A 24206-nucleotide genomic window follows, 5' to 3' on the forward strand; every position below is an offset into this window, starting at 1 on the left:
CATTAATTATTCAATTCTAAGTTTACAGCAACCAATATACGCTTCGGTCTCCGGTAATGTAATCGTGTTTTTGGTGAAATCTATTGCTTTTTTGTTTTGTAAATCGATTACGCGAAGCAATTTATTTTCTATATTATTCAAGCTTATTTGATTTCCTGATAGTTCATGGCGATAAAAAAGAAAAAGTTCCTTTTCTTTTTTAGTTGCATACACACCACTATGTTCTCCAAAATCAAATGGTCGAGTGTCATAAATTCCTTCACCAAATATTTCAAGCCAATCGCCCAGCCTATTCAAGAGTTGCACAGATTTTTCTGGTAAAGTACCATCAAATTTTGGACCAATGCCTAGTAACAAATTCCCTCCTTTTGAGACAATTTCCAAAAACATTTCGAGAACTTCTTCAAAAGGTTTGTAAACATCATCTTTTAGATAGCACCAGTTATCAGCTAAAGTAATACAGCTTTCCCACGGATCATGAATGATTTTCGATGGAACTTGTTGCTCTGGCGTTCGATAGTTTTCGTAAATACCACCAATTGTTCGATCTGCAACAATTAAATCGGGGGTTTTTCTTCTAACATCTGCTATGATCGCATCCATATCCAGCATTTCATTGTTCGATGCATTTACCCAGCCACCATCTAACCATAAAATATCTAAATCTCCATACTCAGTACAGATTTCTTTAATTTGGGCATGTGTGAAGTCATTAAATTTCTTCCAAATTGAAGGTTTTTCCAATGGATCGTAGTTAGCAATACTACTGTCTGCATCTTTTCCAGGTATCCAGTAGTAAGGAGAGTGCCAATCTGGTTTAGAAAAATAAGCACCTATTCCTATGTCAACTGCTCTAAAAGCTTCCAGAACAGACCGATACACATCTGCTTGTGGCTGACTACTATACGGACATTGAGGGGACGTTATTTTAAAATCACTCACTCTTGTATCATATAAAGAAAAACCGTCATGATGCTTAGTCGTAAAAACAATATACTTTACACCATTTTTTTTACAAATGTTTGCCCATTGAGTTGGATCGAATTTTATAGGATTAAATTCTTTCATTCGATCCCAATAATCAACCCTTAGTACATCTAAATCATCGCGCCACATTCCATTTTTCCGTGTCCAATCCGCGTTTTTGACTAATTGCCAGGATTCTCCCATTGCGGTTTCTGTATAGAGTCCCCAATGAAAGATGACGCCAAGCTTTTGGTTTTGAAACCATTCTAACTTTTTTTCTAATCCTCTCGAAATCGGTCGTTCCACCTCTGTCATATCAATTGGAATGATATCTTCTCGTAATTGCGTCATTTCATTCTCCTATCTAAATCTCGCTTCGTATTAATTATTTGCAAATCGATCATAAGCATTTTGATAAATTTCCTCTACTTCACGAATCCCCATTTTTTCTAGTGTTTCTACATACTTCTTGTAATTAGAAAGTGGTTCGACTCCCGTAATAAATTTTGCTTCGGCTTGTTCAACTAAGACATTAACATCAGTCATGATATCTGCAACTTTTTGGTTTTCTTCTTCCGTCAAGTGCATAATTGGGAAAGGAACTTCCTCATATTTTAAGATTTTTTCGCGAACTTCATCAAAAAAGAAATCTTTTAAAATACTTTCTTCATTTTTATCAACTCGGATGTCATCTTTAATATCAACTTGTAATCCTGGAGCATTAAATCCATAGTCTAAAGCTACACGGCCTCTTGCCTCTTCCATCTTATCACTATCATTTCCTGTAAAGACTCTGACTTTCTCTCCGGAGTCATTTTCAGTAAATTCCCAAAAGTCTCCTTCTGGTCCAACGTTGATTAAATCGCTTCCTTCTTTGGTATATAGATAATCTACCCAGCGAATAGCAGCAGCAGGGTTCGGATTATTCTTAGAAATAGCAAATGCGCCACTTACCAAACGTGGATGACCCGGTGTTAAAAAGTCCTTACTTAATTCTGATTTTATTGGATGAAACATTGGATCTTTTACTGATTCTTCGATTGTTTTACCCGTTACACCATTTGAGTAGAATGCTTCAAATAAACCGACATCACCTTTTTGAACTTTTGCTGAAAAAGTATCATATGATTGAGAAAAAATTTCTTTATCTAATAGTCCATCTGTAAATAATTGATTCATATAAGTTAAATAAGCTAAATAATCATCGGTTGCTGGAGAAAACCGGACAATCCCGTCGTGTTCTTCAATTCCTTGAGTTTTCACATTGAAAGCTGGCAACAACCATGTTCTTAAAACGAGCATACCATTTCCACCTGAAAATGGAATAACATCTCTGCCTTCTTTTTCCTTAAAATGTTGTTTGAAGTCTGTTAATAATTGATAAAGTTCATCTGTTGTTTTCGGTAATTCTTGAACATTGAGCGCTTCTAACCAATCATTGTTATACCAAAGAGGACTAATATACACCGGAACAGAATCTTCTAACGGGAAAATCCGCGGTAATGCATAAATATGTCCATCTGGAGAAGTGATTGATTCCCGAATTCCAGGATTTTCTTCCAAAACCTTTACTAGATTTGGTGCATACTCATCAATTAAGTCTTCTAAAGGTAGTAATAATCCTTGATTGCCATATTCAATTTGGCGAATATTTTTCAAATGATACCCTGCACCATATAAAATATCTGGTAAATCATTTGAGGCAAAAGCCAATTGCATTTTCACATAAAAATCACTATCAGGAACTTCAATATAATCAAATTTTATGTTGGTTAATTCTTCTAGAGCTTGTGCAGAAGCATTCTCTTGGTAAGGTACTTGACCTGCAGGAAGCATCATTGTCATTTTTATTTGTTCATCTGAAATCGGATATCCGGTAGTGGCGATTTGTTCTTTTTGTTCTCCTTCTACCGATGACTCCTTGTTTCCACATCCTGAAAAAGCAAGCAAAGCTAGACCTAATGATATTCCCACTAATATTTTTTTCTTCATCGTTTTTTGTTTGTTTCAAATTTAATCAATAATAATAGCCAATCATGTTATTTTGAAACAAACGCTTCCCTCCTTTATAATTTAATAATGGTTAACCCCTTTTAACAATTTATCCTCCCTTCAAAAAAAGAATGCGCTTTCAATAAATTGTGATAACTGTTAAAATAATTATATACTTTTGAACAATTATTTCAATATTTGAACGATAGAATAGAATTAGGTCATCATAATTCAAATAAAAGTTCACTTCGGTTCATTTTAATGGTATCGTTAGATAAAATCTTCGTTTCTCTCCCAAGAAACAGATGCACTAAATACGTATAAGGAGTTTTATTTTATGTCAAAAGAAGCTCGATTAAAGCAAATTACCGAATTAATTCAAGAGAAAAAAAGAATTCGACATGAAGACCTTGTAAAAATAACCTTTTCTAGTATTTCTACTTTACGAAGAGATTTAATTGATTTAGAAAAGAAGGGTGTTCTCAAGCGTCACAGAGGAGAAATTGTTTTAAATAATTTTAATACGTTAGAACCTACACACCAAATCAGAGAACATGAACAACTTGAACAAAAAAAATTGATTGCGAATTTAGCAAAAGATTTTATCGGACCCGGCATGTGTGTCTACTTAGATTCTAGTACGACTGTTTGTGAATTATGTCCATACTTAGCTGATATTGAACATCTTATTGTGATTACAAATGGTTTAAATACTGCTCATTTACTTTCACAGTATGCAAATCCCAGCATGCAGATTTTTATTACAAGTGGAGAAGTCCAACATCAAAGTCCTTCGATTATTAACATTGATTTAGAAAGTTCCCTAATTAATCACTTTAATATTGACTTAGCAATCTGTTCTGCTAGAGGAATCGATGCTAATGGTGTCTACGAGGCCAGCCTTGGTCAAGCTTACTCTAAAAAAAGGATACTAGATAAAGCCAAAGAAACACTTTTACTCATTGACAGTTCAAAATTTTCCAAAAATAGTTTTTTTAAAATTAACGATTTGCATTCCTACAAAGCAATTATTTCAGATGAACTACCAATTAAAAGCATTCTAAATACGGTAGAGAAACTTGATATTGAATGGATTGCAAAATAACTTACTAAAATCTGAACACGATAAAAAGACAAATTTCGTCTTTTTCAACAAAAGGGACTGTGATTTTTCTCCCCTCTCAAAAGTTCGACTTAAAATCTAACTACTGAGATTGGTGCAATTTTCACGGTCCCTTTTTCTAGTTTCATTCTTAACTCAATTGTTTTCCATTACTTGAAATGACTTGTTTGTACCAGTCAAAAGATTTTTTCTTTGAGCGAGTGTAGCTACCTTCCCCCTGATTGTCGCCATCGACGTGGATAAAGCCATAGCGTTTACTCATTTCTCCGCTTGAAGCACTCACAATATCAATACAGCCCCAAGCAAGATAGCCGATTAAATCAACGCCATCTTCTTCTACGGCTTTCACCATCTCACCAATATGTTTGGCTAAATAATCAATCCGGTAGTCATCAGAAATCGTCCCATCTGCCTTCACTTCATCCACCGCGCCTAAACCATTTTCAACTAAGAAGAGCGGTTTTTGATAACGGTCATAGACTTCGTTTAACGTAATCCGTAACCCTTTTGGATCAATCGGCCAGCCCCATTGGCTCGCTTCAAGATAAGGATTTTTAGCAGAAGCAAAGAGGTTCCCTTCTGCTAGACTCACTGCACTTGGGTCGGCGGAAATACAACGACTATTGTAATAAGAAAAGGCGATAATATCCACGGTATAGGCTTTTAGAAGCTCTAAATCTCCCTCTGCGATTTCAAGGTCAATTCCATTTGCTTCAAAAAACTTCCAAGCATAATTTGGATAATAACCTCGTGCCTGAATATCGACAAAGAAATAGTTTTCCCGGTCAACTTGTAAAGCTTGCCAAACATCTTCTGGATTACACGTAAATGGATACGTGCTTCCCGCTGCAAACATACAACCAATTTGATTCTTTGGATCGATTTCTCGAGCCATTTTTGTAGCAAGCGCACTCGCGATTAATTCATGATGGGTCGCTTGGTATTTGATTTGCGTCTGGTTTTCACCCTCTTCAAAGACTAAGCCCGCCGCCATAAAAGGTGCATGCAAAATCATATTGATTTCGTTAAAAGGCAACCAATGGGTCACTTTCCCTTGGAAACGTGTAAAAACCACTTCACATAAACGCAAATAATGGGAAATCATTTCACGACTGCGCCAAGATCCAATTGTTTCAATCAGATAAACAGGAACATCAAAGTGAGAAATCGTTACGATGGGCTCAATCCCATATTTCAAACACTCATCGATCACTAATTCATAAAAACGTAAACCAGCCTCATTCGGTTCTTCCTCGATCCCTTTTGGGAAAATTCGTGTCCAAGACAGACTAAATCGATAGGCTTTAAATCCCATTTCTGCAAACAGCGCGATATCTTCTGCATAATGATGATAAAAATCAATCCCTTTGTGAGAAGGATAATATTTTTCTTCATCTAAGGTGAGATTTGTGTCCAATCCACGAATCATTTTCCCGCGGCTGTCTCCTGTTGGACATAAGTCAATACTTGAAAGGCCACGTCCATCCACGTTAAAAGCCCCTTCGCATTGGTTCGCTGCCGTTGCGCCACCCCATAAAAAGTTCTTCTTCAATTCCATCCTCATCCTTTCTAACTTAGTCTATTAACACGTTAATTAAATCCATTCCTTGTTTTGTTTCTTCAATATTTGCAGCAATCACATCTAAATATTGATCGGTATTTGTAATGACAACGGGGGTTTCAAGACTAAAGCCAGCTTCTTCAATAAGTGGGATATCAAAGATTAGTAATTTTTGACCTTTTTCAACCGTATCTCCTTGTTTGATCAAAGCCTCAAAACCTTTACCTTCTAATTGGACGGTATTAATTCCCACATGAATTAAAATTTCAATGCCATCCGTTGAGGTAATTCCAATTGCATGTAGCGAAGGAAACAATGTCGTAACCGTTCCAGCTACTGGTGCAACCACAATTCCTTCTGTCGGTAAGACGGCAACCCCTTTGCCTAAAATTTCCATTGCAAAAGCATCATCTTTAACTTCTTTCAAAGGAATGACTGTTCCTACTAATGGACTTCCTAGAACGATTGTTTTTAATTTTTTCTTACTTTTAACGACAGGCACTTCTTCTGTCACTACGATTGAATGATTTCCTGATAAAGCGACTTCTTTTTTATCTTTAAATAAAAGCATCGTTAACACAAAGCCTAAAATAAAACTAATGATTACTCCGGCAAAGGCGACATATAAATTATCCATGGTACCATCTGGATTCATCATACCTGGAAATTCAAAAATTCCCATTCCACCCATGACAAATTTCCTAAAGTTGAAAGCTCCGTAAAACCCACCACCTACTGCTCCAGCAATACAACTAATAATAAATGGTTTTTTCAAAGGAAGTAAAATCCCATAAATTGCGGGTTCTGTAACACCAAAGATTCCAGAAATAAAGTTTGGAATCGTCATTTCTTTTAGTTTTTTGTCTTTCGTTTTAAAGAAAATCGCTAAAACAACTGCAGAAGTGGCAAAGGTACAGGCAAAGAAAGGCATCATGACATTATCATAACCATTTGTCACGATATTATTAATGTAGATTGGAATAAAGCCCCAATGTAACCCAAAAATCACTAAAATTTGCCACGTGCCACCAACTACGGCACCAGCTAACATCGGTGAAAAATCACGGATATTCATAATGGTTTGCGCAATGAAAGTCGAACCAAAAGTGACAAAAGGACCGATTAAAAGAAGTCCAACTACTAAGGATACAACGAGGGTCAATAAAGGAACGATAAAGAATTTAACTAAATCAGGAATGATTTTATTTAAAAGCTGCTCACATTTACTTGCAAAGAACACCACAAAAATCACCGGTACAACGGTTGAAGTATAATCCATTGAAATAATGGGTAAACCAAAGAAATCAATGTAGATTGGTGAAGCAAACATCGTTCCTTCGAACAAAGTATAAAGTGGTTCCATACTTCCAGATAAGGTGGAACTTTGTAATCCTGGATAACACATAATCGCTCCTACGACAAGTCCGACCATTGGTTTCAAGCCAAATTTTTTCGCAGCAGTGTACCCTAAGATGACTGGTAAGAACATGAATAAGGCATCACCGATTCCGTTAAAAACAATGTAGGCACCTGACTCTGCACTATACCAACCAAGTGTTTCAAACAGAGTGTTTAGCCCTTTTAACATTCCAGTTGCAGCCATGACTCCTAAAATCGGTTGAAAAATCCCTGAAATGACATCGATAAAAGCATCTAAAGGCTTCATTTTTTGATTAGAAACAGTTGCTTGATTTCCTTCAATATTGCCTAATAATTGTTGGACTTCATGGTGAACTTCTGCCACATGATTGCCAATCACGACTTGATACTGTCCGCCACTTTTCATGACGGTGACAATTCCTTCCATATTTTTTAATACATCGTCTTGTGCGATGTTGTCATCTTGTAATTTAAAGCGTAAGCGCGTAATACAATGACTTAAACTGCTCACATTTTCTTTTCCACCAATATTTTTAACAATTTCTTTTGCTAGTGATTCATATTTTCCCATTACCATTTCTCCTTCAATATAATTTTTCTGATAAAAAGACGTGACGATCCTCCTTATGGTTTTTTTATATGAAGGTTAAGCCAACTGAATGTAACTATCCTTATAAATAAACTTACTTTGATACTTGAATAATTCTAGAAATGTGAATACTTAAGTACAAAACTTCCTCTTCACTTAAGGTATAGGCATATTTATCTTGAATAAACTTCTCGATTTTCCCTACACAAGCAGTTGCCTCTGGATAACGGGTTTTCACGAGAGACATCATCTCTCCCACTTCTTGTACTTCGTAAGTTTGATTCGAAAATAAACGTTGAGCAAAAAATTTAAGATGAGTAATAAAACGATGATAGTAAACAGAATGCATATCAATTTCAATTCCTAAAACGATTCGCACGATTTGTTCAATTTCTTCGATTAATTTTGTCATTTCATGTACGGATTTTGTTGCTTGCTTTAATTGCGCATTCACTAAATGAATTGCAATAAAACCTGCTTCATCTTCTGGCAACTCAATCCCAGTCATGTCACGTATTAAATTGACAGCAAATAATCCCGCTTGGTACTCTTCTTGATAAAAACGTTGAATATCCCAGAGCATGACATTTTTTACCGTAATGCCTTGTTTCTTTCGTTCCACTGCCATATAAATATGATCACATAGATGTAGAATGACGCTCTCATTGATGTCGGCGCTCACATGTATTTTTGCGTATCCAAAAATTTCCTGTGTCCATTCAATAAACTCGATCGGAATGGTCTCAACAATTTCTTGTAATTGCTTGTTCGCTTGAATGTCTTTTAATGAAAAAACTTTTTCAATTCGTTCAGGAGCGATCTCATCGCCAACTACAATGTTAAAGCCTAGACCTTTCCCCATAGCAATCACTTCTTTATTATCTGTATCCATTGCTAGGACCGCATTATTATTTAGTTTTTTTAGATAAATCAAAGAACTCCCCTCCTCTATATCAAAGTATAAAAAAAGACCTATGCATCGATAAAGACACTTACGTCTAAAAACAGTAAGTTCTCATCAATATCATAGGTCAAGCTTGCTTTTGTCGCAATAACTATCCTTTTCTCTACTCTATTCTACTGAAAGTTTTCAAATTGTCAAGATTGACGGTTATTCATAAAGTTCAATTTTAATCACCGTATCAACTTCATCTGGAAGCGCATAGGTAAAGTGAGAGACCCCACCAAATTCTAAAAAGGTCACAGAATCAAAAGCTTTTGTCGTCCAACTATCCGAAACCTTTATTTCACTGCCATCGTACAAGAGCGAAGCACGTTTAATTCGCTCTTTCGCCAGTCCCGGAACAGCTAATGGACCAATCGGTTGATCAAAAACATGCGCATAGAGAATATTCTCTTTTTGAGTATAGTACCCCCACTCCGGTTTCGATAGTTCTTGAGCCATCCCACAACCATAAATCGATTCACTGTTATTTGTCATCCAGTCGTTGAAGCCTTGGAGAATGGTTAAACTTTCGTGGTTTATTTTCCCTTTGGCATCTGGACCAACATTTAATAACATATTTCCATTTTTGCTGACACATTCAACGAGCTTCCGAATTAATGTTTTGCTTGTTTTGTAATCTTTATCAATTGGATTATAGCCCCAGTTGTTGTTCATGGTAATACACAATTCCCAAGGGATGGGAATTCCTGCGTTATTGACAATACCTTCGGGCGGTAAGAGCTGTTCTGGACTAAAGAAATCGCCAGAATAATTGCTTGGATTTTCAGAAACGATACTTCCAAAAGCTTCCCCTGAAGTTTCTAAACGATTATCAATGACGACATCTGGTTGATGTTTACGAACCATCGCCATTAGTTCTTCTGCCCGCCACTTTTCTCCTGTCATCTGATCGTAAGAAAAGTCAAACCATAAAATATCTAGCTTGCCGTAATTCGTCACTAATTCTTCCACTTGGTTGTGCATGTATGTTAAGTAATTATCAAAGTCAATGACTTCATCTTTATAAGCTTCTTGACCGCGTAAGGGATGGTGCCAGTCGTTATACTTTGGATAATCCGGATGATGCCAGTCAATTAAACTAAAATACAAACCAACTTTCAATCCTACTTCTCTCAATGCGTCCACATACTCAGCAATTAAATCCCGACCAATCGCTGTTTTTGTCGCTTTAAAATCCGTATACTGACTATCAAACAAACAAAAACCATCATGATGCTTAGCTGTTAACACCACGTATTTCATCCCAGCTTCTTTTGCTGCTTTTGCCCAAGCTTTCGGGTCATAATCAGTGGGATTAAAGGCCTCAAAATATTGATAATATTCTTCCGTACTCATCCGATCATAAGTTTGCACCCATTCTCCTCGTCCTGGAATCGCATACAATCCCCAATGAATAAACATCCCAAAGCGATCTTCTCGAAACCACTTGGTTCTTTCTAAAATTTTCTCTAAACTATTGGACATGCTGTTACACTCCTTATATTTTTTCTAAAAACAATCTAATCAGTTTTGGTAAAACTCCTGGATTGATTCATAACGTTCCGCAGGTTTTTCAGCCACTGCCTTCATTACAACCTCGTATTCCAAACCTGAAAACTCCGTTTGTTCTTGTTCTAATGGGATAAAACGATTTTGTTGTCTGATTTCTTCTAAAACAGAAGCTGGATACTCCCCTACTGACACTCCACACGACTAAAGCCGTGGGGTTCTTAGGTAATAGCACCTAACGGTACTAAATTTACTAAGCGATCCCCGAAAGTCCTTCGGTTTTAATATTTATGCTTGCATTGATATCTCTATCGTGAATCACTCCGCAATCAGAACAAGTCCATTCACGAATATCCAGTTCTTTTTTACCGTCATTATGACCGCAAGAAGAACAGATTTGCGAACTTGGGAGGAATCGATTGACTCGAACGAGTATTCGACCTTTCCATTCTGACTTGTATTCTAATTGTCTAGTAAATTCACTCCAAGAGACGTCTGAAATTGACTTCGCTAATTTGTGATTCTTAACCATTCCTTTTACATTGAGATCTTCAATACAAATGACTTGATTCTCATCAGTTAGTTTTGAAGAAAGTTGATGTAAAAAATTGGTTCTTTGGTTTTGAATCTTTTCATGAATGCGAGCGACTTTCACACGTTGTTTTTGATAGTTGCGACACTCATCTAATTTTCGATTGTGCTTCCTTGCAACTTCTAAACGCTTAGAAAGCTTTCTTTGCTCACGTACTAAACGCTGTTCAAGAGAGCGATAGAATCGATTGTTGTCAATCTTCTCTCCTGCGGATGTGATACAGAAATGATCTAAGCCTAAATCTAATCCGATGGCGTTTGTCACAGGTTTTTTTTGAATGTTTTCAGTATCGACTAAAAACGTTGCAAAATATTTACCCGATTTCGATTGGCTAATCGTTACGTTCATTAGTTTCCCGTTGAATCGCAATCCTTCTGCCATCTTGACCCAACCAACCTTTGCGACATAGAAATATCGACCATTAACCTTCATCCCCATTGCAGTTCTGTAAGATTTTTTTGAATATTTTTTACTCTTAAATTTTGGAAAACCAAATTTAGACTTAAACGTATTTTTGTACGCTTTATTCAAATCCATCGTCACTTGACTTAATGGTTGTGCTTCGACTTCTTTTAACCAAGAATATTCTTCTTGTTTTTTCAGCCCAGCGTAGGTCAATTTATTTTCAATGTATTCAGGGTCTTCTTTTTTCATCTTATCATTCGTTATGCGTTGGTCTAATAGAAAGTTCCAATAAAACCGGACACAACCAAAAGTTTTTTGAAATTGAATTTCCTGACGTGCATTAGGATAAATTCTGATTTTATGCGCCTTTTTCATTTCTGTACACCTCCTTAACTTAATCAATATCTTGTTCTTTGATTCTCTACATATCGTTTGATTGTTTCGCTAGATACATTTCCTGCGGTAGATACAAAGTAAGATCGAGTCTAAACACTAGGCATTCTGCTTAAATGCTCAAATTCTTGTCTAAGGTCTTTCGAAGTTCTCCCTTTGATCACCTTCATTACTGATGCTGGTGATTCAGTCGGTTGAACATTAACGAACAGATGACAATGATCTTTGTCTGTCTCTATTGCTAAAATGTTCCACTCGTTGTCGTTACAAATTTCTGATACGAGCTGTTTAAATCTAACGTCCACTTCGGAATCAACAAATATTTTTCGACGATATCTAGGACAAAAAACAAAGTGGTAATTGATTAACGAAACAGTTGTTTTTGAATGTCTGTATTCGTTATCCATGATTTGATTCTATATCAGGATGTGTTCGAATTTAATTATTATATACACAAATATTAAAACTTATTCCTTTGTTGTGTAGAGTTTTGTTCACGTAGATTCGCTACTTCTACGCAGTTCTCTTATGAACTTCTTACACTTTCATGCAAGCACAGACTATCTCTTATCCGTTGGCATTACCCAGTACGGCGAAACCACTTCGAATCGCTTGATTCTACTTCCCTCAAGAGGAATAGTCGTTGAACCTTCCTATTTCTAGGCTTGGATGCTGATTTTCGATTATCTAGGCACTTAGGATTTAACCTTATGCGATCTAACTTATTTTTTCTGCTTTCGCTACATTCACGCTTAGGTTTGATTATCCTTACGTTATAGTTAAGTTAGCTTTACGAGTTCCCAGCAGTTCAGTTTCTTCATTGGACGAGCTGAGTTTTTAGATCGTCACTAAATGCAAGTTTCCCTACATTCTTACAGTACGTCTCCGAGCGATCATCCCACCATTAAAATAGTGGGTTTTCTCACTCGGAAATTCTGAAAATTCAAAAATCTGTTCCATGACTTGGCGCTTCTTGATTGTTGGTAATTGTTTAAACTGCTCTTTTGGGGCAATCAAGGCTGGATTTTGTTGGTATTTGTCAAAATTCCAATGGTCAAACAAACAGGCTCCCTCACGCCAATAAAACACCACATAAAAGAGTTCACCTGACCAGCCTGAAGTCACCAATTGAATGAGTGTTGGATGGGATAATTCTTGATAGAGGGTCACACTTTTTTGTAAAGTATCGATTGCTGCTACTCGATTCTCAGGACCATTCTGTGTCAGGCATCCTGAAATTTTGACAAAGAATTTTTCTCCCTGCTCATTTTGAAGACCAAAGCTAATATTGCCAGAATCATTTTGATCAAAAACACAAAAGACATGCCCAAATGACTTTAAAAAGGAAAAATCCACGGCCTCTTTCAATTCAAAATGGATACCATCTAACTCATGTTTCACATTTTTATTTTCCGTTCTTCTTCACTCCTAAAAACTTTATTTTCGCTACTAAGCTTACCATATAAGCCTCTGAACAGAAAGCCTTTTCAATTGATTTTATAATAAAAAACACTTGATTTATCAAGATTTCCCTTAATAAAATCAAGTGTCGTTTTATCAGCTAAATTATAGTTTTTTAACAAATTCTGATTTCAGTTTCATCGGCCCAAAGCCATCAATTTTACAATCAATGTTATGGTCTGAATCGACTAAGCGAATGCTCTTCACTTTTGTCCCCATTTTCAAAACACTTTGTGCACCTTTTACTTTTAAATCTTTCATAACTGTTACGCTATCGCCATCACTCAAAATATTGCCATTAATGTCTTTCACGATAAATAAATCTTCATTCACAGCTTCCTCGATGTCACTGGCTGTCCATTCATGCGCACATTCTGGACAAATAAATAAACCTCGATCCTCATAAGTATATTCTGACTGACACATTGGACAATTTGGTAATGCCATCTATCTTTTCCCCTCTTCCTAACAAAAGAATGCGTTTTAAACTGCTTGAAATCTAAATGCGTCACTCTTTGTTTTTTCATTCACTTATCAATATACCATGATTTCAAGAACTCTGCCACTTCTCCCGTTAGCCATAAAAAAGGGCCTACGAAAAAACGTAGCCCTTTTGATTGACACAAAGTCTTTTTCTAAATGGAGGCATGTTTTTGGGGGATATCCTTTCATTCAGCACTAGATGATCTGATTGGTTGCCCATTTGAAAGTCACACGAGCCGTCATGTCTCCTTCGTACCAAGCGGCAAAGTTCGTCCCCCAAACATTATTAAAGAGATTAATGAATAAGCCATCATTGAGATTTGGTATTTGGTTATCAAAGGTTAACAATGCACGACGACCGAGAGAAATTAACGGTGTATCAATCGTTGTTAAATTAAAACACCCCTCATAGCCTGTGTAAGTCATTCCTTCTTCAGAAAGCACATGCATGTTACGGTTACCATTTTCAAGAACATTTAACGGACTGACTGGACGATTCATTTTATGTATCACCCATCGTGTTGGATTGGCAACCTTAATACTTGTTTCCAACCAATAACCTTCTGGCATTCGATTGGCTTGCTTGTCTTCCCACTTATAAGCGAAATCGATACTGTGTTGTGCTAAATCCATGGTATAAACAAGGGTGTTTTTCTTTGGTACGCCCCAATTTTTCACTTCGTCTTCGAGATAAGCGACATCAATCGCAACTTGAATCACATCTCCATTGACATTCATTCGACTATCGACAATAAAAGGTTTTAAGATTTCATGACGAATTTGTGGATAGGCTTCAATACCACGACGACCAAAATCGCCTAGCGCCCAGCTCGTCGTCCAACGGGTTAAACGACTATACTGACTAAAAAATTTTGAATAATTACTAAAGTCAAAACGTTCATAAGATAGACCACCAAACTCCTTGCCCTCTTCAATTAAATCAAAGCCATCAATGATTAATTGGTTCATGGCACCTGTGGTACTGAACCCAAAAACAATCTCGCCAAATTCATAACGTGTACCTGGCATGATTTTTCCCTCTGCTTTGACAACTGGAATTTCTTTTTCTCCAGCGAGGAAGGCACGAGCTTCTACTTGTAAATCTGTTGGCAATGCGTCAATGCCTTTGTAGAGATAGTCTCGTTGTTCTTGCCAAGATTCCTCATAGATACTGTAGCGACGGCTATCGGCTTTACTTTCCCAATTAATATCCGTACTCACATAAGCCATTAAATCAGCGAAATCCATGGTCGTTCGGTCATGATTAAAAGTCACTAAGTCACGCTTACGGGCTTCTTCAAATTCATCTAAGAGATAATGGCGATACTCGGGTAAATAAACGTTGCCGTTCGCCCCCCACGTGTGTTCTGCAACGAACAGTAATTGTGCGGACAGCCCCTTATACGCATCTGAATCCCGAGTGATTTTCCCTTCTTTTAACCACTTGTTTCTCAAGCGGAGTAAAGAATTGTATTCGGCAATTTTCTTAGGATCGGCAGCAATTCCATGAATCCAGGAATCGGCAATCTCTTCTTCAATCACTGGTAAGGTCTCTTTGTATTTCAAAATTCCTTTAGCAAAAGCATCTAGAGAAGAAGGAATAACTTCATAATCTGGATATTCTTTTTCTAAACGAACAAAGAGTGCTTCCACTTCTTGAACACTTGATGGTGGCCCCATGTTGTCATGACTGTGAGCAAAATATAGGGCATCTGACCAGTCTTCCCGTTCGAAAACCTCGCCATAATCTACTGCATAGTGAACGATAACTTCAGAACCATCTGTTGCTTTCCAGCGAAACATGGCTGGTACTTTCGGTAATGCGGAACTCGCATTGACTCCGATATGCATGTACTCAATACCAGCTTCTGCGAGATAAGGAACCATACTAATTGTATGGCCTGGAATATCAGTCATTTTCGAAGCAATTGTTTTTTTCTCAAATTCTTTATCTAAACCTTTAGAGATTGACGTAGCATAGCGCATCAATTCCCCATCCATTAACTCGGTATGAATTGTAAAAGGTAACCCATGCCAACGAATCGTCCCTTTCTCAATGGCTCGGCGCATCCTTTCTTTATTTTCAGCTGTTACATCTGAGTGGTTCAAATAAAACGCAATTAACCAAGAGCCGGTTGTCCAAGTGAATTTATCTGGAATCTTTTCGCCTAAATCTAAGGCTTTAGGGATAAAATCATCGAGGTATTGCTCCTCAACCTTCGCTGCCAAATCGGTAAACCCAATATCTAAATGCGTTTTATAGACAACGTGTAATTTTTTCTTCATTCTTAATAGCCCTTTCTTAAAAAGCTGCTTTTTCTGTCGTTGTTGGATTATAAGGAATTGTTACAAACCCTTCAATTAAGTTCCGCGCATTTTGAATCGATGTACTTGCTGTCGCATCTTGGCTAGGTAATAAATAGACACTATACTCTAACTCATAAAATCCTGATAAATCAACTTTAAAGTTCGTTTCCCAAAAGTTATTCATTGCCCAAGAGTATAAAACTTCTTTATTTTTCTTCTCGCTCTTTTCATCACATAATTCAATGAGACTACTTTCCAACGAACCAAGTGTCACTAGGGGCGTATCTTTCATCGCAATGAAAACATGTTTGGCTTCATTTGTTAGTAGTACACCATTGTCTAATGAATAAAAATTGGTATTCGAACCTGGTAATTGGTCGATTCCCGGCCGGAAAATAGTGCCTGATTTTTCAAAGAAACATGCTGTTGCGACTGGTTGGCCATAAGTAAATGTTTAAGTAATGTTTAAATACATGTTTAGGAATTCTGTAACCCTTGGTATTAAAGGCTTTTTTGGACGTTATAAAGACTAAATGTCGGTTCATAAAGACTAAATGTCGGTTTATAAAGACTAAATGTCGGTTCATAAAGACTATATGTTGTCTTTATAATGAAAGAGGTAGTGAAATATCATAATGATTTAAATACCGTCCCCATGCGAAAATGGACTCGTGAGCAAATGAATTTTTTCTTTGCCATTATTGCTAAATTACGTGACGAAGGTACGAGAGAAGTAGAGTTCGATAAATATGGTTTAGCTGAATTAGCCCGATATACCATCACTCATAATGAACGCTTCGAGGATACGATGGAAAAATTAGTGAAAAATATTAGTCAAATTCATTACATTGAACGAACTAAAAATTCTTTGGAGTTAATGAATCTGTTTAGTCGTTTTCGTGTTGATTGGGCTGATGATTTAAGTGAAATGTCTGTCAAGGTCAAGGTTACAGAAGAATTTGAATACGTTGTGAATCAATTAAACGTTGAATTTACTACGTATGAACTAGAAGAATTTACTCAAATAAAATCAACCTACGCTAAAACGATGTATCGTCTATTAAAACAATGGCGAACTATCGGAAAAAAAGAATATAGTATTGCTGATTTCAAACGCTTGTTGGATACTCCTGATTATTATGGTCCTAGTGAAATAGATAAAAATGTTATTAAACCTGTTTTGAGAGAGTTACCTCAATTTTTTAAGGGTCTTAAAGTCAAGAAAATAAAGTCTAATAAACGTGGTACACCTGTTATAGCTTATGAGTTTTCATTCAAAAAAGAAAATCCTGATAAATGGGTTGATGGGAAATTCGATAAGAAAAATTCATCGAAGAAAGCCACTAGAAAAGAGGAACTTCCTGAGTGGGCGAAAGATGGTTATCAGCATGAAGAGCCTGAGGTAAACGAGGAAACACGTCAAGAATTAGAACGTCGATTAGCTGAATATGAAAAAAAGAAAAGTGAGGCAAAATAGATGCGTTCACTAGAAAAAGTAAAAGAAGAGTTTGAAGCGGTTAAAAACAATGAATCATTAAACACCTTGCAAAAAACTATGCGTTTTGTTTGTTTGATGGACGAATTAGAACAAGATTATCATACGTTCATCATCAATCCTACAGACGAACAATTGGCTTCAGATGAGGTTAAGTTGTATCGTGAAATATCCTATGCTCGTGTGTTTTAATTTTAAATTTAGGAGGCGGAAATTTTGAACATTGAGAAATTAGAAGAACAATTAACAAAAGCACGTGCCGATTTAGCTATGAAAATCGGCACAGATATGGTTGAGAAGAAAGGGTTCAAACGATTTTCCGCGTATTCATCATTTATGAAGAATGCGTCGCAGGCATTGAAGCAAAAAGCCAATTCCGAAGAAGTAAAAATGAATGAGGATCTAGTGTCTGCTTCTGCCGTCAAATTGCCTGACGAGCTTTTAGCGAAGTCAAAACAATTTGAAGAACAACTGGAAAAATGGACGGTAAACAATTGGGAAAACAAAATTGATTACAAGGAATTTTATCCTGAGGTTCTTGAATTTTTCAAAGAATTGAACCGTTTAGAAAAGCTGAAATAGCGAAACAGTCACTTATTTGTAGAAAAGCAAGCTCATATCAGCTTGCTTTTTTTGTAGGACTATGAAAAGAAGACACAAGGACCTCTGAATGACCTATAAAAATGCCATATTTTAACCGTTCAGGCATGATTTTCGACCTTTCAGGGTAAAAAGCGTTTTCTCTAACATATTTATGATACATTTATGCCAATAACAAACTATATATTTAGTAATAAAAAATAAAAAAAGAAAGTAGGTTTTTTTCATGAGAAAATGTTTTATATTAAGTGTATCTGCTTTAGCACTTTCAGCAATTTTTTTATCAAGTAGTTCCGGTACTGTAGCATACGCAGACGACTTATCCAATTCACAAACGACTTCATCACTAGTATTGTTAGATGAAGTCGTTGATACTAATGAGTACAGTGTATCTGTTCCAAATGGAGATACGCTTGTATTCAACAATGAAGAGGATTATAATTTTTATTTGCAATATGAGGATCCAAATAGAAAACAAAGTAGAGATTATTCTACAGGCACATCTTGGAAAACAACAATAACACATTCAGAAAAGAAAAATATGTTATGGGTTGGGTATCATTCAGGAACTCCAAGCTGGTCCCCATCAAGTGGCTATTCGATATCAGCAAGTAGTTCATTTTCTGTTTCTGGAAGTTATAAATATAGTGGTACGACTATAAATATAGGTTTTTCTTCTACTAATGGGATTACTACAAAAATTCCGGCAGATTCAAAAAGAATGAGCCGATTAGGGATTTGGGGAGATTTCACTTTTAGAACTATTAAAACTGAAGAATTTAAAAATGGTAAAGCAACTGGTAATGTTCAATATAGAAAAGATCATATTCGTCACGATAAATATATCAAACCTAAATACCAATAAAGATATAAGGGGATTTATATGCAAAAGAACAATGAAATAGCTGCAGCGATTTATTTGACAGGCTCCATTTTTATTTTTCTAGGTATCCATTATCTATTTAGTACCAATTCTAGTGCCTTTTCCAGGTTTCTTTATATATTTCCTATTATTTTATTAGTTTTAGGAATTCACTCAAATAAAAAAATAAAGTAACTAGAAATAACATTTAACAGATTAATATTATTTAAATGTTTACATTATGTTTGTTTTACATAATGTAAACATTTACGTGCTTTTTATTTGTAAGAGAGGTATCTATGCTAAGTCTAGAAAGAAAATAAAATAAGTATTAAGTATACGGAGGGTTAGTATGAAAAAGATTTTTGTTAGTTTATTGTTAGGTGTTACAATCGTTGTAGCTGGGGTTAAAGGTACAATTATTAATGCCGAAGAAAACAAAGAGATTTCAATCAATTTAGAACAGATCCATAGCACCAGGATTTTTAATGAACAACCACAGACATATAAAATTGATAATGGTTTACAAAAGTATGAATTTAATGCTAATGTTAGCGATAAAAATACATATACTTTTGAAATCAAGTCTCACTTATCAGCAGAAAAAGAAATTTTGGAATTAAATTTAGTAAATGATGTCACTGAAATCAGAGATGAAAATAAAGAATATATTGGATCGATTTCCTTTCTTGATATTACTGATACAAAAGGAAATGATCTTTCACATTTAATTATCGAAAAAAAAGTGGAAGACAATAAAATCATACAAACTATAGATACTAGTAATATTGAGGGAGAGATACATGCTACTGCTTACACATCTATTCGCAGTATGACTTACTCCTCATATTTTAACTCTAGTAGCTGGATTACTAGAGATGGAAAGAAGTCACTTTCTATCTCCCCAAAAACTATTTTAACGACTACAAATGGTAGTCCAAATGCAGAATCGGCTAAGAGAAATGATAGTTGGAATAAATTATTAGATAAACATTCTAAAGATAGTAATTGGAAAAATACAAGTAGTATGAAAAGTCAATATATATGCCACATAGATTTTGCTGGTTGGTGGAAAACACCATGGAATATAGAGCCTTGGAGAACCGGAACAGCTAATTTTAATAACAAATGCAATCCATGATGAAACAAAAACGTCTCTTCATTATAATATTAATAAGTATTTTTATTTTTGTCATTTCATGCATTCCATCATATGAAGAACAAAAAATCACACCAATAGTAACTGCTAATCAAATATATAATTTGAAAAAGGAGGATTCAAGAACAATTATTTATTTTGGAAGAGCTAGTTGTAAATACTGTGAGTTATATCGTCCTGTCTTACAATCATATATACAAAGTGCTAACAAAAATGTTTATTATTTTGACACTGATAAATTTAGAGACTCTCCTCAATTTGGGTCAATTTTAGTTGATTTTAATATTCAATCAGTTCCCTCATTAGCAGTTATAGAAGACGGAAAAATAACTTTAACTAAGTTAATAGACATAAATAAGGATATGATTAATCAGACAAAGCAGGTGTTTGTAAATTGAAGAAGAAAATAAATTTATTATTATTAATTAATTGTTCTATTACTATCGGAAGTTCTCTATACATATTACTTAATACTGGTATAGCTGCTGATGAATATTGGTCACTACAGGAGTTTACAAGTTTTTTAACTCCAATTATCTTGCTTCTTATCGTATTTAATTTTATAAATTTTATTATTGGTTTCATCAATATTTTTAAAAATATTAAATAAACAAGATTGGTATTCCTCAATAATTCTTAGCGCGTAAAAAATCCTATAAATTATCCTTTCAGAAAGTACGAAAGATGGATATCGTCATGAAGAGTCTGAAATGGATGGAGCTACATGGTAAAATTTGAATCGTTTAGAGGAGCAAAAACAACGAGACTAAAACATTAATTTTTTGAAGAAAAAACAAGCCCTTTAAGGCTTGTTTTTTTTGTTTATCTGCAACAGTGGATAGACAAAAATTAGGACGGGAATTGTAGTCAATTTTTGTTTAGAGAGCCAATGAAAAAATCGTCGAATAGACGACTTTTTCAGAGCGATTATTCATGCAAAAAACAACCCTAAAGGTTGCTTTTTTTGTATGAATTGGGGGAGTTCGTAGGGGGAGTATCCACCTCGACAAGCTATGTATTTGGGTACCAAATGCGGTGCTTGCGTATTTGAATTTATTCTATCTTGTTTTAAGACCGCATAGGGAGTAAAATGAGATAGAATAAATTGTTGGTTGTGGAAGGAAAAAAAGGAAGTGACCGAATAGGGAGCTTTCATTTTTGAGTGAACAACCAAGTGAGATTTTTTAAGAAAAAAAGGAGACCGAATAGGGAACATTTTTCTGGAAGGAGTGATGAGATGAGTGAGCAGAACAAGACGTTCCGTTGTCTGTAGGCGCTAAAATCGGCCAAATAAAGACAGTCCAAGCTGAGGTTAAGGCTGAAAGGGCTCGTGAAGAAGAAAAAAGGCTCAAAAAAGAAGCCCTTGTAGCTGAAATTCGTGCTGAATTGGATTCAGGACTGCAAGTAGCAAGTGATGAAAAGATGATAGGAATGGGGTTTGGAGAGAATAAAAGTGAGATTATCACAGAAGAATGGCTAAAAAAATACCGCAATTTAATTGCTGATATGCCTGATAAAGAGTTGAGTGAACGCTATTCTAAGCGGTTTGATAATGTTCAAAAGCATTTTCTCCTTACTGATACTGAAAATTGAACAAAAGTTCAATTCGTGCTAAAATAAGCTTGCGAAACGAAATAAGAATCACAAAACAGCACAAAAGCCAACCCTATTGCGAGTAGGGTTGGCTTTTTTTTTCGTCAGATGCGACTGCTGACGTGTGAGTTAGAGACAACTTGCAATGTTATCGGCTTAATCATCTAACCAATGATCAACTAGCACAATGACTAGACCCACAAATAGTGGCGCGATAACTAACGAAATAAGATTTTCCAAAACAGCACCCCCTCTCAGGGGCAAGTTGCCATAGATAAATATAGCATAACTTCCCCTCTAAACTATTCTACGTTTCCACCTTTCAATTTATTCATTTAATTTTACTTTCTTTTCCAAGGGTTGTTAGGGCTTGCCCTGACCGAACGAAGTGAGCCTAGTAATCAAGTTAAATGCTGATTGCTAGGCTTATTTCTTTAAGTGATTCAATGATTCCAGTCCATTCCAAAATCTCCTTGACGGCTTTTGATTTTAACGAAGGAGCGAGAGCGACTGCTGTAAGCAGAATGTGAGAGTGGTTTTCTCTCACTCCTTTTTGTCCTGTTTTTTTTCTTTGTGGGAGAGTTCTGCAAGCAGATCTTCGACCATGATTTTCAGAGTCGTGAGGTTTGAGCTGGGGGGTGTTTTACATAGTGCCAAAACATGGCTAGGTACATTAAACGAGGCAAGTCAGTTTGAGCTGGGGGGTGTTTTACATAGTGCCAAAACCTCGTTTTTTGAGGGGGTACTGTTTATATATATGGTAAGGAAACATACAAGTTTTCTGGTGACCATTCTCCTATTTTTTGTAGACGAATCGTTACGTCGATTTGAGGGGCATCTTTACGAATCGTTAAGACGACATCATACATTCCCGTTCCGGCTAATTCATATTTTAATAATAAAACAGCATATAACGGGCCATCTTCTAATTGTTTGACATTCACTAATTTTGAACCACTACGAACCGTCGATGGTGCTTTGCGGTTACGTCCCATGACGCTACGAACCGAATAGGGATTCGATTCACAATAATCCGTGACTTCATAAATACCAGAAAACGGCGCGTAGGCTGCGTCTGGATGCAGTAATTGAGCCCCTGTACTCCGGTCAATGAGCGAAGTAATCCCAACCTTTGGATCAATTGTTAAATCGAGATGATCGGTTTTCACACCATAGATGGAAACATCATGAGTAAAACCTTCATAGGGAGCGATATCGGCAATCTGCTCCGTTCCAACATGGGCATGGTTATAGTATTTACCATTCATTCTTATGCTTGCTTCTTTTCGTTTCAAGCGAATGATCCGTTCTTCTTTTGGTTCGAGTTCTAAAACAAAGGAAATTTTCTTTCCACGTGAACTATTTGATGCTTGGGAAACAAGAACTTCACCGGTTTTACAATCAACGACATCGACGAAATCATTTAAAGAGGTATAGAAATAGGAATCATCGACTGTTTGCCAGTGCTGCACAGAAACGCTCGTTAACATCTTTCCTTTTGATTCATGCGGATTGATTACTTTATAATAACTTTCACGGTCTAATTGACTTTGTTCTTCGCCATAGGTTTCTAGGACATCGTCTAAATGGTCTGAAATTAAGCGATTGCCATTAATCGCATAAGCTAATTTACGAGTATCTAATAAATTGACAAAAGCATCCCAAGGCTCCGAAACGGATGAGTGGAAGCCCCAAGTGTGTTCTGCGTACATCACCAAATTGTCTTCTGCTTCTTTTAGTTTTTCTGGTGTTCCTCTTTCTCCTTTTGGATCAAGTTTATTTGCAATCCGATATTTTCGTTGTGCATCACGATATAGTTTCACGCCAGCTGGTGTCGATGAAACGCCATCTGCCCACCAGTCAGCCCAGTCTCCTTTATAAGTTGGAATCTCTAAATCTTCTTTACTTCTTAAGATTTCAAAAAAATGATTTAAAGTAACTAATTTCACTTCAATTTCATCCCCGTACACCTTATTCCAACGGTGAATCCCTTCCATCATACGCGGACTGGTTGGTGAGTTATCTGTCACAATTCCACTAATCATCGCTGGTACAAAATCCCATTCATACTTTTCTTTTTCTAAAATATCAAAGAATCCGAAGATTTTTTCTTTTGTCACTTCAAATTGATTCGCCCAATCTTGTTCCGTAAATCCTTCCACACCGTATTGTTTACTTTGATCCGTATTCGGGGAAAACAAGAAGTCATTCCCGATTTGGTAATGATCGCCATTCCAAACCAAAACTTTCTCCCCTGCTTGTGTCTCCCACCAAAAAGGCATTTGCTTTTTGAATAAGGGGAACATCCCGTGGTGTGTATGTAAACAAGAGTAGAAATTACGAATGCCATTTTTGTACATTAAATCGGCGTAACCCCATGAAAAACCATTAATGTCAGCTGTCATTGCGGAGTCAAAGTGGCGATTAAACTGACTGACATAATTTTTCGCATCCGCAAATTTTTTATCTAACATCTCGCTATCAATTAGTTCCGTTAAGTTTAAGTATGTCAAAGAAATATCAATTAAGCCTTTTTCGACGTATTTTTCAAAAGAAGCTTTTTCTTCAAGTGTTGCATGGGCTAAGAATTGCTCGACTTGCCAATAGTTTTCACAGACGTAGTTATAACCTTCCCATTGTGGTGCTTCTCCTGCTTCAATTTGATCTAAAAAACGGATGGCCGTACGAATGAAGTTCACGTGGTAACGGCTAATTTTCTCTTGACGATCCGTGTAACCAATATCCGTATGAGAATGATGAATTAAATACAAAGTTTTCTTTTTCATAATA

General features: G+C 36.1%; 22 protein-coding genes and 1 pseudogene. 8 read left to right on the plus strand and 15 right to left on the minus strand.

The window, feature by feature from the left end; all coding sequences use genetic code 11:
• Positions 1 to 6: 6 nt before the first annotated feature.
• Positions 7 to 1317 carry an alpha-L-fucosidase gene (locus ACYSNO_RS03935; protein ID WP_461729773.1) on the minus strand — a complete coding sequence of 437 codons (1311 nt, stop codon included), beginning with the start codon at positions 1315 to 1317 and terminating at the stop codon, positions 7 to 9.
• Between the two features lie 30 nt (positions 1318 to 1347).
• A complete protein-coding gene (locus tag ACYSNO_RS03940) occupies positions 1348 to 2940 on the minus strand; it encodes an extracellular solute-binding protein (RefSeq protein WP_461729774.1) in 1593 nt (530 codons plus the stop codon).
• A gap of 355 nt (positions 2941 to 3295) precedes the next feature.
• Between ACYSNO_RS03940 and ACYSNO_RS03945 the strand changes: the two genes are divergently transcribed.
• Positions 3296 to 4063 carry a DeoR/GlpR family DNA-binding transcription regulator gene (locus ACYSNO_RS03945; protein ID WP_461729775.1) on the plus strand — a complete coding sequence of 256 codons (768 nt, stop codon included), beginning with the start codon at positions 3296 to 3298 and terminating at the stop codon, positions 4061 to 4063.
• Between the two features lie 148 nt (positions 4064 to 4211).
• On the opposite strand, the gene ACYSNO_RS03950 is transcribed toward ACYSNO_RS03945, so the two are convergent.
• The 11 genes and pseudogenes from ACYSNO_RS03950 to ACYSNO_RS04000 form a co-directional block, all read right to left on the minus strand.
• Positions 4212 to 5639: a 6-phospho-beta-glucosidase gene (locus ACYSNO_RS03950; RefSeq protein ID WP_461729776.1), complete on the minus strand. Its 1428-nt coding sequence runs from the start codon at positions 5637 to 5639 to the stop codon at positions 4212 to 4214.
• Between the two features lie 16 nt (positions 5640 to 5655).
• A complete protein-coding gene (locus tag ACYSNO_RS03955) occupies positions 5656 to 7593 on the minus strand; it encodes a beta-glucoside-specific PTS transporter subunit IIABC (protein WP_461729777.1) in 1938 nt (645 codons plus the stop codon).
• A 112-nt stretch (positions 7594 to 7705) separates the two neighbouring features.
• Positions 7706 to 8545, minus strand: a complete 840-nt coding sequence (licT, locus tag ACYSNO_RS03960; protein WP_461729778.1) for a BglG family transcription antiterminator LicT — start codon at positions 8543 to 8545, stop codon at positions 7706 to 7708.
• Between the two features lie 177 nt (positions 8546 to 8722).
• Complete coding sequence (locus tag ACYSNO_RS03965; protein ID WP_461729779.1) at positions 8723 to 10042, minus strand: alpha-L-fucosidase; 1320 nt, start codon at positions 10040 to 10042, stop codon at positions 8723 to 8725.
• 39 nt (positions 10043 to 10081) lie between these two features.
• Positions 10082 to 10261, minus strand: coding sequence for a hypothetical protein (locus tag ACYSNO_RS03970; protein ID WP_461729780.1), 180 nt, complete (start codon positions 10259 to 10261; stop codon positions 10082 to 10084).
• A gap of 58 nt (positions 10262 to 10319) precedes the next feature.
• Entirely contained in the window at positions 10320 to 11438 is a 1119-nt protein-coding gene (locus ACYSNO_RS03975; RefSeq protein ID WP_461729781.1) for an RNA-guided endonuclease TnpB family protein, read from the minus strand.
• A 23-nt stretch (positions 11439 to 11461) separates the two neighbouring features.
• Positions 11462 to 11863: pseudogene (tnpA, locus tag ACYSNO_RS03980) on the minus strand (IS200/IS605 family transposase).
• Between the two features lie 457 nt (positions 11864 to 12320).
• Positions 12321 to 12857 (minus strand): protein kinase family protein, encoded by a 537-nt coding sequence (locus ACYSNO_RS03985; protein WP_461729782.1) that lies wholly within the window; start codon positions 12855 to 12857, stop codon positions 12321 to 12323.
• 165 nt (positions 12858 to 13022) lie between these two features.
• The gene (locus tag ACYSNO_RS03990) at positions 13023 to 13364 is read right to left on the minus strand and encodes a zinc ribbon domain-containing protein YjdM (protein ID WP_461729783.1); all 342 of its coding nucleotides are present in this window, start codon (positions 13362 to 13364) and stop codon (positions 13023 to 13025) included.
• Positions 13365 to 13595: 231 nt separating this feature from the next.
• On the minus strand, positions 13596 to 15686 hold the full coding sequence (locus tag ACYSNO_RS03995; protein WP_461729784.1) for a DUF5054 domain-containing protein: 2091 nt from the start codon (positions 15684 to 15686) through the stop codon (positions 13596 to 13598).
• Positions 15687 to 15702: 16 nt separating this feature from the next.
• Positions 15703 to 15999 carry a hypothetical protein gene (locus ACYSNO_RS04000; protein WP_461729785.1) on the minus strand — a complete coding sequence of 99 codons (297 nt, stop codon included), beginning with the start codon at positions 15997 to 15999 and terminating at the stop codon, positions 15703 to 15705.
• 318 nt (positions 16000 to 16317) lie between these two features.
• Between ACYSNO_RS04000 and ACYSNO_RS04005 the strand changes: the two genes are divergently transcribed.
• The 7 genes from ACYSNO_RS04005 to ACYSNO_RS04035 all read left to right on the plus strand — a co-directional run bounded on the left by ACYSNO_RS04005 (position 16318) and on the right by ACYSNO_RS04035 (position 21416).
• Positions 16318 to 17184 carry a replication initiation protein gene (locus ACYSNO_RS04005; protein WP_461729786.1) on the plus strand — a complete coding sequence of 289 codons (867 nt, stop codon included), beginning with the start codon at positions 16318 to 16320 and terminating at the stop codon, positions 17182 to 17184.
• Positions 17185 to 17394, plus strand: coding sequence for a hypothetical protein (locus tag ACYSNO_RS04010; RefSeq protein ID WP_461729787.1), 210 nt, complete (start codon positions 17185 to 17187; stop codon positions 17392 to 17394).
• A 24-nt stretch (positions 17395 to 17418) separates the two neighbouring features.
• Positions 17419 to 17784, plus strand: a complete 366-nt coding sequence (locus ACYSNO_RS04015) for a hypothetical protein (protein ID WP_461729788.1) — start codon at positions 17419 to 17421, stop codon at positions 17782 to 17784.
• 244 nt (positions 17785 to 18028) lie between these two features.
• Entirely contained in the window at positions 18029 to 18667 is a 639-nt protein-coding gene (locus ACYSNO_RS04020) for a hypothetical protein (protein ID WP_461729789.1), read from the plus strand.
• A 349-nt stretch (positions 18668 to 19016) separates the two neighbouring features.
• The gene (locus tag ACYSNO_RS04025; protein ID WP_461729790.1) at positions 19017 to 19805 is read left to right on the plus strand and encodes a DUF2599 domain-containing protein; all 789 of its coding nucleotides are present in this window, start codon (positions 19017 to 19019) and stop codon (positions 19803 to 19805) included.
• Entirely contained in the window at positions 19805 to 20221 is a 417-nt protein-coding gene (locus tag ACYSNO_RS04030) for a thioredoxin family protein (RefSeq protein WP_461729791.1), read from the plus strand. Before ACYSNO_RS04025 ends, ACYSNO_RS04030 begins: the two co-directional genes overlap by 1 nt.
• 865 nt (positions 20222 to 21086) lie before the next feature.
• On the plus strand, positions 21087 to 21416 hold the full coding sequence (locus tag ACYSNO_RS04035; RefSeq protein ID WP_461729792.1) for a hypothetical protein: 330 nt from the start codon (positions 21087 to 21089) through the stop codon (positions 21414 to 21416).
• Positions 21417 to 21572: 156 nt separating this feature from the next.
• Here ACYSNO_RS04035 and ACYSNO_RS04040 read toward each other — a convergent pair whose 3' ends face one another.
• Positions 21573 to 21680, minus strand: coding sequence for a type I toxin-antitoxin system Fst family toxin (locus ACYSNO_RS04040; RefSeq protein WP_461729793.1), 108 nt, complete (start codon positions 21678 to 21680; stop codon positions 21573 to 21575).
• Between the two features lie 485 nt (positions 21681 to 22165).
• Complete coding sequence (locus tag ACYSNO_RS04045) at positions 22166 to 24202, minus strand: glycoside hydrolase family 38 N-terminal domain-containing protein (protein WP_461729794.1); 2037 nt, start codon at positions 24200 to 24202, stop codon at positions 22166 to 22168.
• Positions 24203 to 24206: the final 4 nt, after the last annotated feature.

The sequence above is a fragment of the Enterococcus sp. LJL98 genome (assembly GCF_054871745.1).